This is a genomic window from Euzebya rosea (assembly GCF_003073135.1).
GTDB lineage: Bacteria > Actinomycetota > Nitriliruptoria > Euzebyales > Euzebyaceae > Euzebya > Euzebya rosea.
Window position 1 is genome coordinate 17,850 of sequence record NZ_PGDQ01000006.1, and the last position, 16,770, is coordinate 34,619.

A 16,770-nucleotide genomic window follows, 5' to 3' on the forward strand; every position below is an offset into this window, starting at 1 on the left:
AGGGCGTGGCTTTCCGGAAGGGGAGCGCGATGGCGAGCAGGCAAGGCGCTGCGGTTCCGCGGATCGTGTGCATCGGCGGTGGCTACTGCGCGCTGTTCCTGGTCAAGGCGCTTCGCCGGGCAGTGCGCCGGGGTGACGTCGAGCTCGTCATCATCAGCCGCACGAACTTCCATGCCTTCCACGGCTTCGTCGGCGAGATGTTGTCGGGACGCATCCAGCCGCAGGCGATCCTCTCGCCAGCCCGCCGGGTCTTCCAGCCTGCCCGCTTCATGAACGCCGAGGTCACCGCCATCGACCTCGACGACCAACGCGTGACCATCTCCCGGTTGCTCGACGGCCGCGAGCAGGTCCTGGACTACGACCACCTCGTCGTCTCCGTGGGCGTCGCCGACGACGTGGACAGCTACCCCGGCCTGCGGGAGCACGGGCTGCTGCTGCGCGACTACCGGGACGCCTGGCACACCCGCAACCACCTGCTGCAGATGATGGAGATGGCGGCCATCGAACCCGACCCCGTCGAACGTCGACGACTGCTGACGGTGGTCGTGGCCGGCGGCGGCTTCGGGGGCGTCGAGGTCGCCACGGAGCTCGACGAGTGGGCCAGCCGGCTGTGCCGAAACGAGTTCACCGACGTCGACCGGGACGAGGTGAACGTCGTCCTGGTCCACGGTGGCGACCGGATCCTCCCCGAGCTGCATGGTCGCCACGACCGGCTCGTGGACAAGGCCGAACGCTTCATCGCCCGCCGCACCCGCCTCGACGTCCGCACCGGCACCCGGGTGGTCGGCGCGACCGCCACCGACGTGCGGCTCGACGACGGCACCTCCATCCCGACGCGGACTGTCATCTCCTCCACCGGCACCGCCTCCAGCCCGCTGCTGGACCAGCTGCCGGTCGAACGCGACGAGCGCGGACGGGTGATCGTGGACGAGACCGTCGCCGTGCCGGGGACGACGGGCCTGTGGGCCGGCGGCGACTGCGCTGCCGTGCCGCACCCCAGGGGCGGGACGTGCCCGCAGCTGGCGTTGTTCGCGATGATGCAGGGCTGGCGGATCGGCCGGAACATCCTCCGCGTCGAGGCCGGTCGACCACCGAAGCCCTTCGGGTTCACCGAGCTCGGCGACGCCTGCGCGCTCGGACGGCGCCACGCCGTCGCACACCTGCGCGGCGTCCCCATCACTGGCTTCGCCGGCTGGGTCATGTGGAAGGTGTTCCTGCTGGCGTTCGTGCCCATCTGGGACCGCCGGCTGCGCCTGCTGCTGGACTGGTCGCTGACGCCGTTCACCGGCCGGGAGATCACCCAGCTGCCGCTCGACGACGCCGTCGGGCTGGACCGGGAACGGTTCGAGGCCGGTCAGGTCGTCTTCGAGCAGGGCGAGATCGGCCGCAAGCTGTACCTGATCTGGGAGGGGCGCGTCGAGGTCGTCCGGGACGGCCGCGTCGTGGCGACGCTGGGGCCCGGCCAGCACTTCGGCGAGACCGCGGTGTTCGAGGAGGTCCGGCGGACCGCCAGCGTCCGCGCCCTCACCACCGTCGAGGTCGTCACGATGGGACGGTCGGGCGCCCGCACGCTGTCGGAGACGCTGGAGTCCTTCGGCGACGTGGTGCGGATGCGCCCCACCGGCCTGCCGCCCGACCCGATCAGCGTCGAGGTCACCGTCGACGCCGTGGCCGACGAGCACCCGGCCACGGTCGTCGAGGCACACGTCAAGGAGCACGAACCATGAGCAGCGTCGTCGAACCCTCCGCCCCCGCAGTGTCCGCCACCGCAGTCTCCGCCCCCGCCCTGTCCGCCGCCGCCATGGCCACGTGGGTCGTCGATGCCGCCTGGGAGGACGGTGACCGGATCGTCACCGCCGGCGACCCCGGGGACAGCTGCCTGTTCCTCGACGATGGGGTGGTGCGGTTGGAGGTCCCCGGGGAGCACCTCGACACCGATGTGGTCCTGGGCTACCTCGACGCCGGGGAGATCCTCGGCGAGATCGGCCTGCTCGACGGACGGGCCCGGTCGGCCACCGCCATCGCCGAGGGTCCGGTGAGGGGGCGCTGGTTGACCCGCGACGCCCTGTCCCGCATGACCACGGAAGCGCCCGGCCTGGCCGTGGAGGTCGTGCGGACGATCGCGACGGACCTGGCCGGCAAGCTGCGGGCGACCAGCGGTCGGCTGGCAAGCGTGCTGGAGTCCGAGGCACCGGACCTGGTCGTGGAGGAGACCGTCGCCCGTGGTGTCGCCGCCCAGCACGCCCTCGACGCGATCCCCGAGGACGTGATGGACGCCGTCCTCGCCGACCTCGCGACGGCGTTCGGCGAGGCGTCCGCGGCGCTCGCCGCCAGGACGGTCGAGGTCACCCACATCGGCCGCGTCGACCACAAGACGATGAAGAACGCCTGGGCGGCGCTGGGGGTGCACCACTCCATGCAGGGGGCCGTCGGCCGTGGCCCGCTCGGCGACAACGACACCGCCACCGTCACCGACGTCGCCGCGCCCGTGGGGGTGGTGTTCGCCATCATCCCGGTGACCAACCCGGTGGCCACCGCGATGTTCAAGGTGCTGTCGGCGCTGCGGTCGGGCAACGCGATCATCCTGTCCTTCCACCGCATCTGCTTGCCGCTGGCCGACGAGGTCGGGGCGATCGCGCATGCCGTCCTCGGCCGCCACGGCCTGCCCGTCGACGCCGTGCAGTGGGTGCGCGAACGGGCCAGCCGACAGCGGACCGCCCGCTTCATGGCCCACCCCGACGTCGCGCTGGTCCTGGCGACCGGCGGCCCCGGCATGGTCCGGGCCGCCTACTCCTCGGGGACCCCCGCGATCGGGGTCGGCCCCGGCAACACCCCCTGCTGGGTGGCCGCCGACGCGGACCTGGACCAGGCCGCGGGGTCGATCATCGCCTCCAAGAGCTTCGACAACGGCCTGATCTGCGGCGCCGAGCACAACCTCGTCGTCGATGCCACGGTCGTCGACGGGCTGCTGGAACGGCTCGCCTCCATGGGTGCGGCCGTCCTCGACGACGACGAGGCCACTCGCTTCGTGGCTGCGGTCGTGACCGAGGACGGCGCGGGGTTCCGGCCCGAGGTCCTGGGACAGTCCGCCCAGGCGATCGCCGGGTTCCTCGGCATCGAGCGGCCGCACGAGATCACGGTGCTGGTCTTCCGGGCCGAGCCCGACCTGTCCTCGCCCGTCACCAGCGAGAAGCTGTCGCCGTTCCTGCCGGTCTTCACCGTCGATGGTGACGAGGAGGCGCTCGCCCTCTGCCTGGCCCTGCTGGACAAGATGGGCACCGGCCACACCGCCATCGTCCACACCGCCTCGGAGGTGCGGATCGCCACCTTCGCCGACGCCGTCCCCGCGTCGCGCATCCTCGTGAACTCACCCGGCTCGCAGGGGGTCTGTGGGCTGACCACCGACCTGCCGCCCACGTTGACGCTCGGCTGCGGGACCTTCGGCGGCAACTCGACCACCGACAACGTGACGTGGGCCAACCTACGCAACGTCAAGCGCATCGCGCGGGTCACCCCGCCGCACCTGGATCCGATCCTCCACCTGCTCTGAGGGCGGGTCACGCCTCGGGGGTGGGTTGCGTGGGTGACTCGGCCCACGTACCATCCCGGGTCCGCCCGAGACCGTTGGCGTTCGCGTGTACGCGAACTGAAGCGAACCAGCGCAGGTGAGTGAGCAGCACATCGTGTGCGCCCATCACGCCCTGCGCCGTCCTCGGCCGGGGCGTTCGTCGTTCAGGCGTCGAGCCCCGAACACACAGATCTCACTCACCCTCCAGCCCTTAGGAGCCCCAATGGGAGCGCGCCCCCAGAAGACCGCCGTGGTAGAGCGGGTCCGCGAGGACCTGTCCGGCACCACCGCGACCGTCCTGACCGACTACCGTGGCCTGTCGGTCCCGCAGATGGCCGAGCTTCGCGAGAAGCTCCGCGAGAGCGGCGCGAGCTACAAGGTCGCCAAGAACACGCTGATCCGCCTGGCCGCCAAGGAGCTCGGGTACGACGTGCCCGACGCGACCCTGAGCGGTCCGACGGCGCTGGCCTTCACCGGCGAGGACATCGCGTCCGCCGCCAAGGCCCTCAAGACCTTCGCCAAGGACAACCCGCAGCTCGTCATCAAGGGCGCCATCCTCGAGGGCAACTACCTCGACGCCGACGAAGCGGCGGCCCTGGCGGACCTGGAGTCCCAGGAGGAGCTGCTGGCCAGCTTCGCCGGGATGTTCGAGACCATGCTGGCCTACATGCCGCGGATGGTCGACGACATGCTCGGCGAGACGGCCGGCCTGATGGAGGCCCTCGAGGCCAAGAAGGACGGCTAGGGCCGTCCGGCTCTTCCACCTCGCACTGCCAGACCCGATCACCCCGATCACCCCACACATCAAGGAGTAACTGACATGGCCATTTCTGTTGACGAACTGATCTCCGCCTTCGAGGAGATGACCCTCCTGGAGCTCAAGGAGTTCCGCGACAAGTTCAAGGAGCACTTCGACGTCGTCGCCGCCGCGCCGGTCGCCGTCGCTGCCGCCGGTGGCGGTGGCGAGGCTGCCGCCGAGGAGGAGAAGACCGAGTTCGACGTCATCCTCGAGTCCGCTGGCGACCAGAAGATCAAGGTCATCAAGGAGGTGCGCGGTATCACCAGCCTGGGCCTGAAGGAGGCCAAGGAGCTGGTGGACGGTGCCCCCAAGCCGGTCCTCGAAGGTGCCAGCAAGGAAGACGCGGAGAAGGCCAAGGAGGCCCTCGAGGCCGTCGGCGCCTCCGTCGCCCTCAAGTAGTAGCCAGCGCTGGACGGCACAGTCCAGCACCGAACGCCGGGTGGTCATCGCGACCGCCCGGCGTTCGTCGTGTTATCGTTCTCCCCGGCAAACGCCCTCCAGACGTCGATCGACGTCCCGGACAGGTGGGTTGCGCGGCGTGCTCTGCCGTGTATTCTTCACGTTTGCCAATCTTTCGGGTTCGCACCCGGCGAGGGAGTCGTCACGAGCACCAGCACGCTTGACCGCAAGGTCGGGTCTGTATCCACGCAGCACAGGTTCGCCTTGGGCTGCGTTGTTGCGTGTGCGGGTGGTCGTTGCTGCAGTGGGCCGTCCAGGTCCATGACGATGCTCCGAGGTCATGCGAGTCCGGTGTCCACCAGCAGCCCAGGACACGTCACCGCACCGCCCTGCCCGGTGACCGGCTAGCGCCCACACGCGCCGGCCGCGAAGACACCTTCTTGCGACCCGAACCCCATGGGGACTGGTCGTCGTGCACACCCGACAACCCAGGAGCAAAGCCTTGTCGACGCTCTCCAATGCCTCCAGCAAGTCCCGTGGGACTCGCCTGTCCTTCGCCAAGATCCACGAACCGCTGCCGATCGACGACCTGGACCTGGTCGCCATCCAGCGCGACAGCTTCGACTGGCTGAAGGAGCACGGCCTGGAGGAGGTGCTCACCGAGCTGTCTCCGATCGAGGACTTCACCGGGCAGATGGCCCTGAGCCTGACCGAGCACCAGTTCGAGGCCCCCAAGCACTCCACCGAGGAGTGCCGCGAGAAGGACCTGACCTACTCCGCGCCGCTGTTCGTCACCGCTGAGTTCGTCAACGCCCAGACCGGTGAGATCAAGCAGCAGAAGGTCTTCATGGGCGACTTCCCCATGATGACGGAGAAGGGCACGTTCATCATCAACGGGACCGAGCGCATCGTCGTGTCCCAGCTGGTGCGTTCCCCCGGCGTGTACTTCGACGCCGACGTCGACAAGACCACCGGCCGCGACATCTTCGGCTGCAAGATCATCCCCTCGCGCGGTGCGTGGCTGGAGATGGAGATCGACAAGCGCGGCTTCGCTGGCGTGCGTGTCGACCGCAAGCGCCGCCAGCACCTGTCGGTGCTGTACCGCGCGCTGAAGGCCATCGTCTTCAACGCCGAGACCCAGGAGTACGAGCTCGCGGCCCGCGAGGTCCTCGACGAGCCGGTCCCGGACGACGAGATCCTGGAGTTCTTCGGTGTCCTCGGCGACCCCGAGGGCTTCGACCCGCAGCGTGCCGAGATCCGCGAGATCATGGACCGCACGCTGGCCAAGGACAACATCGCGACGCCCGCCGACGCGCTGATGGACATCTACCGCAAGCTGCGTCCAGGTGAGCCCCCCACCCCGGACTCCGCCGGCCAGCTGATGATCAACTACTTCTTCAACGGCAAGCGCTACGACCTCGCCCGCGTCGGTCGGTACAAGGTCAACAAGAAGCTCGGCCCGGAGCAGGTCCGCCTGGGCCTGCGCACCCCCGACGAGGCCAAGCCCCGCGTCGACGACCAGATCACCGAAGCGCTGGCCGAGGCCGACGCCGGTGACAAGCGCGACGTCCGCCCCTCTGCCCTCGTGGGCGAGGACCCGACCCCCATCGGTCACGTCCTCACCAAGGAGGACGTGCTGGCGACGATGAACTACTTGCTGTCGCTGGCCAGCGGCGCCGAGGGCTACGCCACCGACGACATCGACCACTTCGGCAACCGTCGCCTGCGCAGCGTCGGCGAGCTGATCCAGAACCAGGTCCGCATCGGCCTGTCCCGCATGGAGCGTGTCGTCCGCGAGCGGATGACCACCCAGGACGTCGAGACGATCACGCCGCAGACGCTGATCAACATCCGGCCGGTCGTAGCGTCGCTGAAGGAGTTCTTCGGCGCGTCGCAGCTGAGCCAGTTCATGGACCAGACCAACCCCCTGTCGGGCCTGACCCACAAGCGTCGCCTCTCGGCGCTCGGCCCGGGCGGTCTGTCGCGTGAGCGCGCCGGCTTCGAGGTGCGAGACGTGCACCCGTCGCACTACGGCCGCATGTGCCCCATCGAGACGCCTGAAGGTCCCAACATCGGCCTGATCGGCTCGCTGGCCACCTACGCCAAGCTCAACGAGTTCGGGTTCATCCAGACCCCGTACCGCAAGGTCGTCAACGGTGTCGTCACCGAGCAGATCGACTACCTGACCGCCGACGAGGAGGGCCGCTACAACGTCGCCCAGGCCAACGCGCCCCTCAACGCCGACGGCTCCTTCACCAACGACCGCGTGCTGGTCCGCCTCCCCGGTGGCAACCCGCGAGAGGTGCAGCCCAGCCAGGTCCACTACATGGACGTCTCCCCGCGTCAGATCGTGTCCGTCGCCGCGGCGATGATCCCGTTCCTGGAGCACGACGACGCCAACCGTGCGCTCATGGGCACCAACATGCAGCGCCAGGCGGTGCCGTTGCTCCGCAGCGACTCGCCGTACGTCGGCACGGGCCTTGAGTCCAAGGCTGCCCGCGACGCCGGTGACGTCGTCATCAGCGAGCAGGGCGGCACGGTGGTCGAGGTGGCCGCTGACCGGATCATCCTCAAGACCCCCGAGGGAACGCTGGAGAAGCACTTCCTCTCCAAGTTCGAGCGCACCAACCAGGGCACTTGCTACAACCAGAAGCCGACCGTCGACGAGGGTGACGAGATCCTGCCGGGTCAGATCATCGCCGACGGCCCCTGCACCGACACCGGTGAGATGGCGCTGGGCCAGAACCTGCTGGTCGCCTTCATGACCTGGGAGGGCTTCAACTACGAGGACGCGATCATCCTCTCCGAGCGGCTCGTGAAGGAGGACGTCCTGACGTCCATCCACATCGAGAAGTTCGAGGTCGACGCCCGTGACACCAAGCTGGGCGCGGAGGAGATCACCCGCGACATCCCCAACGTGTCGGAGGAGGTCCTGGCCAACCTCGACGAGCGCGGCATCGTCCGCATCGGTGCGGAGGTCAAGCCGGGCGACATCCTGGTCGGCAAGGTCACCCCGAAGGGTGAGACCGAGCTGACCCCGGAGGAGCGCCTGCTGCGCGCCATCTTCGGCGAGAAGGCCCGCGAGGTCCGTGACACCTCCCTGAAGGTCCCCCACGGTGACACCGGCATCGTCATCGGCGTCCGCACGCAGTCGCGTGAGGACGGCGACGAGATGCAGCCGGGCGTCAACGACCTGGTCCGCGTGTACGTGGCGCAGAAGCGCAAGATCTCCGACGGCGACAAGCTGGCCGGACGCCACGGCAACAAGGGCGTCATCTCCAAGATCCTCCCGATCGAGGACATGCCGTTCCTGCAGGACGGGACCCCGGTCGACGTCGTGCTGAACCCCCTGGGTGTGCCGTCGCGCATGAACGTCGGGCAGGTCCTCGAGACCCACCTCGGCTGGGTCGCCTCCAACGGCTGGGACTTCGAGTCCAAGCCCGAGTGGTTCGACCGCATGGGCTGGGGCGAGGACATGAAGACCCACGCCCCGCAGAAGCTGGCGACCCCCGTCTTCGACGGGTGCCGCGAGGACGAGCTGCAGGACCTGCTGGAGAACACCAACGTCGGTGCCCACGGCGAGCGCATCGTCGGTCGCGAGGGCAAGGCCGTGGTCTACGACGGCCGTTCCGGCCAGCCGGTCGACCAGGCCATCACCGTCGGGTACATGTACATCCTGAAGCTGCTGCACCTGGTCGACGACAAGATCCACGCCCGTTCGACCGGCCCGTACTCGATGATCACCCAGCAGCCGCTGGGCGGTAAGGCGCAGTTCGGTGGCCAGCGGTTCGGCGAGATGGAGGTGTGGGCCCTGGAGGCCTACGGCGCCGCCTACGCCCTGCAGGAGCTGCTGACGGTCAAGTCCGACGACGTCGTGGGCCGCGTGAAGGTCTACGAGGCGATCGTCAAGGGCGAGAACATCCCGGAGCCGGGCATCCCCGAATCCTTCAAGGTGCTCGTCAAGGAGATGCAGTCCCTCTGCCTGAACGTCGAGGTCCTCTCGGCGTCCGGTGAGGAGATCGAGTTCCGCGACTCCGACGAGGACGCCTTCCGCGCGGCCGAGGAGCTGGGCATCAACCTGTCCCGCCCCGAGCGCCAGACCGACGACTTCGCGGCCAGCTAGGTCAGCCAGATCCGTCCCACAGGAGGACAACAACGAATGCTTGACGTCAACAACTTCGACGAGCTGAAGATCTCGCTGGCCACCGAGGACCAGATCCGCATGTGGTCCAACGGCGAGGTCCGCAAGCCGGAGACGATCAACTACCGAACGCTCCGTCCCGAGAAGGACGGCCTGTTCTGCGAGAAGATCTTCGGTCCGACGCGTGACTGGGAGTGCCCCTGCGGCAAGTACAAGCGGGTGCGCTTCAAGGGCATCATCTGCGAGCGCTGCGGTGTGGAGATCACCCGCTCCAAGGTCCGCCGCGAGCGGATGGGCCACATCGAGCTCGCCGCGCCCGTGACCCACATCTGGTACTTCAAGGGCGTCCCCTCGCGCCTGGGCTACCTGCTGGACATGGCGCCCAAGGACCTCGAGAAGGTCATCTACTTCGCCTCCTACATCATCACCAGCGTTGATGACGAGGGCCGCACCGAGGCCCTGCCGGAGCTGGAGAAGGAGATCCACGCCGACAAGAAGCGGCTGGAGAAGGAGCTCGAGGTCGAGGTCCACCAGCTGCAGGTGGAGCTCGAGCAGGTCCTCGCGGAGATGGAGGAGGAGGGCGCCAAGCCCGACGCCGTCAAGAAGAAGCGCCGCGAGATCGAGAAGCAGATCAAGATCGTCCGCGAGCGTGCGGACGACCGCATCGAGCGCCTCGACCAGGTCCTCGACCTGTTCCGCGGCCTCAAGGTGCAGGACCTCGTCGTCGACGAGATGCTGTACCGCGACCTGCGTGACCGCTTCGGCGAGTTCTTCAACGGTGGCATGGGCGCCGAGGCGATCCGCCAGCTGCTGTCCCAGATCGACTTCGAGGCCGAGGCCGAGCACCTGCGCCAGGTCCTCGCCGACGAGGCAGAGAAGATCAAGGCCGGCAAGCGCAAGACCCGCTCGCAGAAGGCGACCCGCGCCGTCAAGCGCCTGAAGGTCGTCGAGGCGTTCCGGACCACCGGCAACGACCCGACCTCGATGGTGCTCAAGGCCGTCCCGGTCATCCCGCCGGACCTGCGTCCGATGGTGCAGCTCGACGGTGGTCGCTTCGCGACCTCCGACCTCAACGACCTGTACCGCCGCGTGATCAACCGCAACAACCGCCTCAAGCGACTGATCGACCTCGGTGCGCCCGAGATCATCGTCAACAACGAGAAGCGGATGCTGCAGGAGGCCGTCGACGCGCTGTTCGACAACGGCCGTCGTGGTCGTCCGGTCACCGGACCGGGCAACCGTCCGCTGAAGTCCCTCTCCGACATGCTGAAGGGCAAGCAGGGCCGGTTCCGCCAGAACCTGCTCGGCAAGCGCGTGGACTACTCGGGCCGTTCGGTCATCGTGGTCGGTCCGCACCTGAAGCTGCACGAGTGCGGCCTGCCCAAGAAGATGGCGCTGGAGCTGTTCAAGCCCTTCGTCATGAAGCGGCTGGTCGACCTCAACTTCGCCCAGAACATCAAGTCGGCCAAGCGCATGGTCGAGCGCCAGCGCAGCCAGGTCTGGGACGTGCTCGAGGAGGTCATCTCCGACCACCCCGTGATGCTGAACCGTGCCCCCACGCTGCACCGCCTCGGCATCCAGGCCTTCATCCCGAAGCTGGTTGAGGGCAAGGCCATCCAGGTCCACCCGCTGGTCTGCTCGGCGTTCAACGCCGACTTCGACGGTGACCAGATGGCGGTCCACGTGCCGCTGTCGGCCGAGGCGCAGGCGGAAGCCCGCATCCTCATGCTGTCGGCCAACAACATCCTGTCGCCGGCCAACGGGCGTCCGCTCGCCACGCCGACCCAGGACATGGTCCTCGGTGCCTACTACCTGACGTTCGCCTTCGGGTCCCACGAGTGGGTCACGTCCCCCGAGCCCGGGTTCCTCGACAAGGTCCGCGACGGCAAGGTCAACATCCCGTCCTTCAGCGGCGCCCCCGAGGCCATCATGGCCCTCGACATGCGCGAGGTGACCCTGCAGGACTGGTGCCTGACCCGTGTCCGCGACAAGGTCGTCCGCGAGGACTCCTTCTTCGACGAGGTCGACACCGACATCCACGAGGTCGTCGGCGAGGAGCAGGCGACCGAGTGGGTCTACGACGGCAGGGGCAAGCTCAAGACCGACGCCGACGGCAACCCCGTCCAGGTCGAGAAGACCTACCGGCTGATCCACGTGTCCCCCAAGGGCGCGCGCATCGTCACCACCGTCGGTCGCGTCCTGTTCAACGAGATCTTCCCGGTGCGCATGCCGTTCAAGAACGAGCTGGTCACCAAGAAGGGCCTCGCCAACCTGGTCAACCGCTGCGCCGACGACTTCCCCCAGTGGGAGACCGCGGTGGTCCTGGACCGCATGAAGGACATCGGCTTCACCTTCTCCTCGCGTGCCGGTGTGACCGTCTCCATCGACGACGTCACCCCGCCGCCGATCAAGGAGGAGCTGGTCCTCAAGGCCGACGAGGCCGCTGCCGAGGTCGAGACCCGGTTCGAGAAGGGCCGCCTGGCTGCCGACGACCGTCGCCAGGCGCTCATCGAGATCTGGACCGACACCAAAGAGCAGGTCCAGAACGCGATGGCGGAGAACTTCGCCACCAAGGAGCGGACCAACCCGATCTGGATGATGGCGCACTCCGGTGCCCGTGGGTCCATGGGTCAGCTGGTGCAGATCGCCGGCATGCGAGGCCTGGTGGCCAACCCGCGCGGTGAGATCATCGAGCGTCCGATCAAGTCCAACTTCCGTGAGGGCCTGTCGGTCCTGGAGTACTTCATCTCCACGCACGGTGCCCGCAAGGGCCTGGCCGACACGGCGCTGCGGACCGCGGACTCGGGGTACCTGACCCGTCGCCTGGTCGACATCGCCCAGGACCTGATCATCCGGACCGAGGACTGCGGCGTGCAGCGCGGCATCCCGGTGCGGGTGGGCGAGCGCGACAGCCAGGTGCTGTTCGGTCGCATCGTGGCCCAGGACATCATGTTCCCGGGCACCGACGACGTCCTGGTCGAGGCCGGCACGGAGATCGCCGACGGTCAGATCCGGGCCCTGCGCTCGGTGCTGGTCAAGGGCGAGCACCCCGACACCGGTGAGAAGCTGGACACCCAGCCCACCGACGCCGACCGCAACATCCGCGTGTTCAGCGTGCTGAACTGCGAGGCCGAGGTCGGAGTCTGCGTCAAGTGCTACGGCCGTGCGCTGGCCGAGGGTCGCCAGGTCCAGATCGGTGAGGCGGTCGGCATCGTCGCCGCCCAGTCGATCGGTGAGCCCGGTACCCAGCTGACCATGCGTACCTTCCACTCCGGTGGCGTCGCGGGTGAGGACATCACCCACGGTCTGCCGCGTGTCGTCGAGCTGTTCGAGGCCCGGTCCCCCAAGGGCAAGGCCGAGATCGCTCCCGTGTCCGGCTCGCTCAAGATCGAGATGGGCGACAAGGGCATGGACCTGCACATCGACCCGGGCAACGACGAGGACATCGTGACCATCACGGTGTCCACGCGTGCCCGCCTGACCCCCGGTACCGAGGACGGTGCCCAGGTCAGGGTCGGTCAGCAGCTGACCGAGGGGTCGATCGACCCGCACGAGATGCTGGAGATCCTGGGTGCCCGCGAGACCCAGCGCCTGCTGGTGACCGAGGTCCAGGAGGTCTACCGGTCGCAGGGTGTGTCCATCCACGACAAGCACATCGAGCTCATCGTTCGCCAGATGCTGCGTCGGGTGAACATCATCGAGCCGGGTGACACCGACTTCCTGCCCGGTGAGCTGGTGGACCGCCTCAAGTTCGCCAAGGGCAACCGTGCCGCCCTCGACGAGGGCCTGGCACCCGCCAACGGCCGTCAGGTCCTCATGGGCATCACGAAGGCCTCGCTGGCCACCGACTCGTGGCTGTCCGCCGCGTCCTTCCAGGAGACGACCCGTGTCCTGACCGAGGCCGCGATCGAGGGCAAGTCCGACAGCCTCAACGGGCTGAAGGAGAACGTCATCATCGGAAAGCTGATCCCTGCCGGGACCGGCCTGCGTCGGTACCGCGAGGTCACCGCCGTGCCGACCGAGATGCCCCAGCAGATCCTGCCCGCCGACCTGCTCGACAGCTTCGGCGAGGGTGGCGACTGGGACGTCGAGGAAGGCTGGTCGATGGGCGAGGGCGCGTACTAGCCCTCCCGCCGCCAGCGCGAGAGACACCGGACGGCCGGCCCCATCGGGGCCGGCCGTTCCGCATTCCACCGCCCACCGTCAAGGGCTAGTCACTTCTGGTCACGAGGGATGAAATCGTTTCTGGGACGCACACGGAGTGGCGTCTTCGGATACTGTCCTCCGATCGAGTTCCCCAGGACAGGCGGGAGGGGCGTTCGAGTCGGGACGGCTGGCGGGTCGGGCCGGCCGGTGGTTGCGCGCGTCCGTATCGACGGACGCTGGAAGGCAGGAGACAACCCATGGATCCGAATCAGCCTCCACAGCCCGGATACGGCGATCAGCCGCCGTACGGCGGGCAGCCGCCGCAGCAGGGATACGGGGGACAGGCCCCGTACGGCAACCAGCCGCCGCCGGGGTACGGCAACCAGCCGCCGTACGGCGGGCAGCCGCCGCAGCAGGGATACGGAGGACCGGCCCCGTACGGCGCGCCCCCGCCCGAGAAGGGCGGCAGGGCCGGCAAGGTCGTGCTCGGTGTGGTCGTGGCGCTGGGCCTGGTGGCCGCCGGTGTGTTCGTCCCGCGGCTGCTGTCGGACGACGACGAGAACGTCGCGCTCGCTGGTGACGGGTTGGAGGTGTTCCTGGAACCGGCCGAGGAGATGGGGGAGGACCCCTTCAGCGACGCTCCGCTGTCGCCGCCGCCGGATCCGGCGTTCGCCAAGCCGCCGGCGCCGACGATCTCTGTCGTCGAGCCACCTGCGACGCCGGTGTCGAGCAACCGTGGCGGTGAGCCGGGGCTGTACGGCGGGACCAGGGACAGCGCGTCGTGCGACGCCGCGCAGCTCGTGGCGTTCCTGCAGGCCAACCCGGACAAGGCCGCCGCATGGATCGGGGCGCTGAACGCCGACTCGGAGCTGAACTGGCCGGGCGGCACGCTGGCCGTGGCGGACATCCCTGCCTACGTCGAGACGTTGACGTCGATCCTCCTGGCCCGGGACACCCGCGTGACCAACCATGGCTTCCGCAACGGGGCTGCGAACCGCATCCAGTCGGTGCTCCAGCGCGGCACCGCCGTCCTGGTGGACGACAAGGGTGTTCCACGCGTGAAGTGCGCGTGCGGCAACCCGCTCATCCCCCCGCAGGCAGCGGAGCCACGCTACCGCGGGCGTGTCTGGCCCGACTTCGAGCCGGCCACGATCATCGTGGTCCAGCCCGCGCCGGTGGTCATCAACAACTTCATCCTCGTGGACATCACCACCGGGGTGCCGTTCGAGCGCCCCGCCGGCCCCAACGGCCACCAGAACGACCGGGATGCCCCTCCGGGGACGACGATCCCGCCGATCCCGGGCCTGCCGACGCCACCCCCGGTGGTCGCCTCGGCCGCCCCGTCGGCCACCCCTGCGCCGACGACACCCCCAGCACCCACGGCGTCGAGCGCGCCCGCTCCGGCTCCGGCTCCGGCTCCGGCTCCTGCCCCGGCTCCGGCTCCGGCTCCTGCCCCGGCTCCGGCTCCGGCACCTGCTCCGGCTCCGGCGCCTGCCCCTGCACCGGCGCCCGCGCCCGCGCCACCGCCACCGCCTGCACCGCCGACGTCTGCACCATCGCTCACGCTGGCACGGAACGGCACTGCCAACGACTCCGGCGAGCCGTTGGTGTACTCCCTGACACTCAGCGGGTACCTCCCGTCGGAGTCGGTCACGCTGACGTGCCACGACCAGGCAGGTGAGGTCTACAGCACCACGGTGACCGTGGACGGGAACGGCGAGCTGTACATCGCCGACTTCTGCCGGGCGGACAGGGAAGGGATCCTCTTCGCCACCGACGACCAGGGGACGGTGTCGAACACCGCCTGACGTCCGTGTGCCCCGCCGGCACCGGCAACCCGGATGGAATCGACTCCGATCCAGTGCCCAAGCGCGCGGGATGGAGGCCGTTCCATCCGGTCGTCCCACGTGCCAGCGGGTTCGTGGGGCTGGCCCGAGGCGATTCCATCCAACGGTGGAGGCGATTCCATTCGGTGGGAGGCGCGTCCCCACGCGGGCCCAGGCCCAACGGCTACCGACCGTGATCGGTTACTGAACCATCGGCCAAGTGTCGCCGAAGTAGCTGTACGAATCGGTACCTACCTTCCTCGGAATGCGCAGTCACCCGGGGGTCAGCCTTGCCGTGGGGGCCACCGTGGTCCTTGCCGCGGCGCTGCGGGTGCCCTCGTTGCTGGTCGGCCTTCCGATGACCCAGCCGGACGAGCCGACGGTGATGAGCCGGGCGCAGCTGGTGCTCGACGGCAGCGTCGTCCCCCCGGCGTTCGACTGGCCACTCGGCTCCTCGATCGTGGCCGCGGCGGGGATCCGCCTGGGGGAGGCCGTCGGTGTCGTCGACCGGTCCGGTTCGGTCGCGGAGGTGTACGGCTGGACCCGCATCGTCTTCGTGCTCGTGGCCCTGTGCGTCGTCGCGGTGACGGGCCTGCTGGCTGCGGGGATCGGACGGCGGGCGGCGCCGATGGCGGCGTGGGTCGCCGGGACCGTCGTGGCGACCGGCTTCGTGATGGTCCGCTCGGCCCGGATGATCGGGCCGGACCAGCTGCAGGTGCTGTGCGTCCTGCTCGCCCTCGTCGCCGTGGTCGCAGCGGGGCGTCGTGCACATCTGCGCCAGCGCCTGCTGCTGTGGTCGACGGCTGCCCTCTGGGCCGGTGGGGCGGGAGGCATGAAGTACCTGGGCATCACCGTCGTGGTCGTGCCGATGCTGGCGGTGATGCTGGAGGAGGAGCTGGACTGGCCACGCCGCCTGCTGGCGGCCGAGGCGTTGCTCCTCCTGGCGCTCACGGCGTTCGTCGTCACCACCGGTGGCTCGGTGCTCAGCCGTGCCTTCGTCGACGGGTTCCTGTGGCAGGTCGACCACCAGGCCACCGGGCACCTGGGCTACGACCACGGCGGACCCACGTGGTGGCACCACCTGACCGTCACCCTGCCGGGCAGCAACGGCTGGCTGGTCACCGGGCTGCTGGTCGCCGGGGTCGTGTGGGGCGCCTGTCGCGGGGACCGGGCGACGAAGCTGGTCACCGCCTACGCCGTCGGGTTGTTCGCGGTCATCGGGCTGTCACGCATCGTCTTCCCCCACTACGTCATCGTCGTCCTGCCCGTCCTGGCTGCCCTCGCGGGCGGGTTGGCCGCGGACACCGCCGACTGGACGTGGCGTCGATGGCAGGGACGGGAGCGCCGGCTGGACGCGGCTGCAGCGGCGCTGGCCCTCGTGCTGGTTGCGGCAGTCGTGCCGGCCGCCGCGGACGGGGTGCGACTGCTGCGGGTGGGACAGGCCCCCGACACGCGGGACGGCTTCCCCGAGCGGCTGCAGGAGGTCCTCGTCGTCGAGGGGCTCGCGGACGTGCCGGTCTGGACGGAGTCCTACACCGGCATCGGCGCTGCTGCCGCCGAGGCCACCGGAGGCCGGCTGGTCTTCGGCTTCGGGGACACCCCCGAGGTCCTCGCGTGCGGGTGCGTCGCCGTCGTGTCCACCTACATGGAGCAGCGGTACACCGCGGACCCGGCCACCGCGCCGGTGTACACCGCGATGCGGGCACGGGGCCGGATGTTGCTGGACCACCAGCCGAGCATCCCCCTCACCTACCGATGGGACCTGCTGCCGACCTGGGGGATCGGCGGGGTGCCGCTCCGGGGACCGGTACCGGCGCTCGGGCCGGGCATGACGGTGCTGGACCTGACCGAGCCGCGTGGTGCGGAGGTCGACCCCGATGCGTGAGCGACC

8 protein-coding genes are annotated in these 16,770 nt (G+C 69.2%); all 8 read left to right on the top strand.

The window, feature by feature from the left end:
• Positions 1-29: 29 nt before the first annotated feature.
• The 8 genes from CUC05_RS09185 to CUC05_RS09230 all read left to right on the top strand — a co-directional run bounded on the left by CUC05_RS09185 (position 30) and on the right by CUC05_RS09230 (position 16,764).
• Positions 30-1,727 carry an FAD-dependent oxidoreductase gene (locus CUC05_RS09185; RefSeq protein ID WP_108665812.1) on the top strand — a complete coding sequence of 566 codons (1,698 nt, stop codon included), beginning with the start codon at positions 30-32 and terminating at the stop codon, positions 1,725-1,727.
• Positions 1,724-3,550: an aldehyde dehydrogenase family protein gene (locus CUC05_RS09190; protein ID WP_108665813.1), complete on the top strand. Its 1,827-nt coding sequence runs from the start codon at positions 1,724-1,726 to the stop codon at positions 3,548-3,550. The genes CUC05_RS09185 and CUC05_RS09190 overlap by 4 nt, the downstream gene beginning before the upstream one ends.
• Before the next feature lie 241 nt (positions 3,551-3,791).
• On the top strand, positions 3,792-4,313 hold the full coding sequence (gene rplJ / locus CUC05_RS09195; RefSeq protein WP_108665814.1) for a 50S ribosomal protein L10: 522 nt from the start codon (positions 3,792-3,794) through the stop codon (positions 4,311-4,313).
• A gap of 75 nt (positions 4,314-4,388) precedes the next feature.
• Positions 4,389-4,766, top strand: a complete 378-nt coding sequence (gene rplL / locus CUC05_RS09200; RefSeq protein WP_108665815.1) for a 50S ribosomal protein L7/L12 — start codon at positions 4,389-4,391, stop codon at positions 4,764-4,766.
• 472 nt (positions 4,767-5,238) lie between these two features.
• Positions 5,239-8,889 (top strand): DNA-directed RNA polymerase subunit beta, encoded by a 3,651-nt coding sequence (gene rpoB / locus CUC05_RS09205; protein ID WP_420810898.1) that lies wholly within the window; start codon positions 5,239-5,241, stop codon positions 8,887-8,889.
• A gap of 36 nt (positions 8,890-8,925) precedes the next feature.
• Entirely contained in the window at positions 8,926-13,032 is a 4,107-nt protein-coding gene (locus tag CUC05_RS09210; protein WP_108665817.1) for a DNA-directed RNA polymerase subunit beta', read from the top strand.
• A gap of 278 nt (positions 13,033-13,310) precedes the next feature.
• Positions 13,311-14,861, top strand: coding sequence for a DUF6777 domain-containing protein (locus CUC05_RS24620; protein ID WP_157965398.1), 1,551 nt, complete (start codon positions 13,311-13,313; stop codon positions 14,859-14,861).
• A gap of 283 nt (positions 14,862-15,144) precedes the next feature.
• Positions 15,145-16,764 (top strand): hypothetical protein, encoded by a 1,620-nt coding sequence (locus CUC05_RS09230; protein WP_157965399.1) that lies wholly within the window; start codon positions 15,145-15,147, stop codon positions 16,762-16,764.
• Positions 16,765-16,770: the final 6 nt, after the last annotated feature.

Excerpts from the sequence above, each read along its gene's own strand:
- CUC05_RS09190 (WP_108665813.1), top strand. The coding sequence starts at position 1,724 with ATGAGCAGCGTCGTCGAACCCTCCGCCCCCGCAGTGTCCGCCACCGCA.
- CUC05_RS09210 (WP_108665817.1), top strand. The coding sequence starts at position 8,926 with ATGCTTGACGTCAACAACTTCGACGAGCTGAAGATCTCGCTGGCCACC.
- rplL (WP_108665815.1), top strand. The coding sequence starts at position 4,389 with ATGGCCATTTCTGTTGACGAACTGATCTCCGCCTTCGAGGAGATGACC.
- CUC05_RS09185 (WP_108665812.1), top strand. The coding sequence starts at position 30 with ATGGCGAGCAGGCAAGGCGCTGCGGTTCCGCGGATCGTGTGCATCGGC.
- rplJ (WP_108665814.1), top strand. The coding sequence starts at position 3,792 with ATGGGAGCGCGCCCCCAGAAGACCGCCGTGGTAGAGCGGGTCCGCGAG.
- CUC05_RS24620 (WP_157965398.1), top strand. The coding sequence starts at position 13,311 with ATGGATCCGAATCAGCCTCCACAGCCCGGATACGGCGATCAGCCGCCG.
- CUC05_RS09230 (WP_157965399.1), top strand. The coding sequence starts at position 15,145 with ATGCGCAGTCACCCGGGGGTCAGCCTTGCCGTGGGGGCCACCGTGGTC.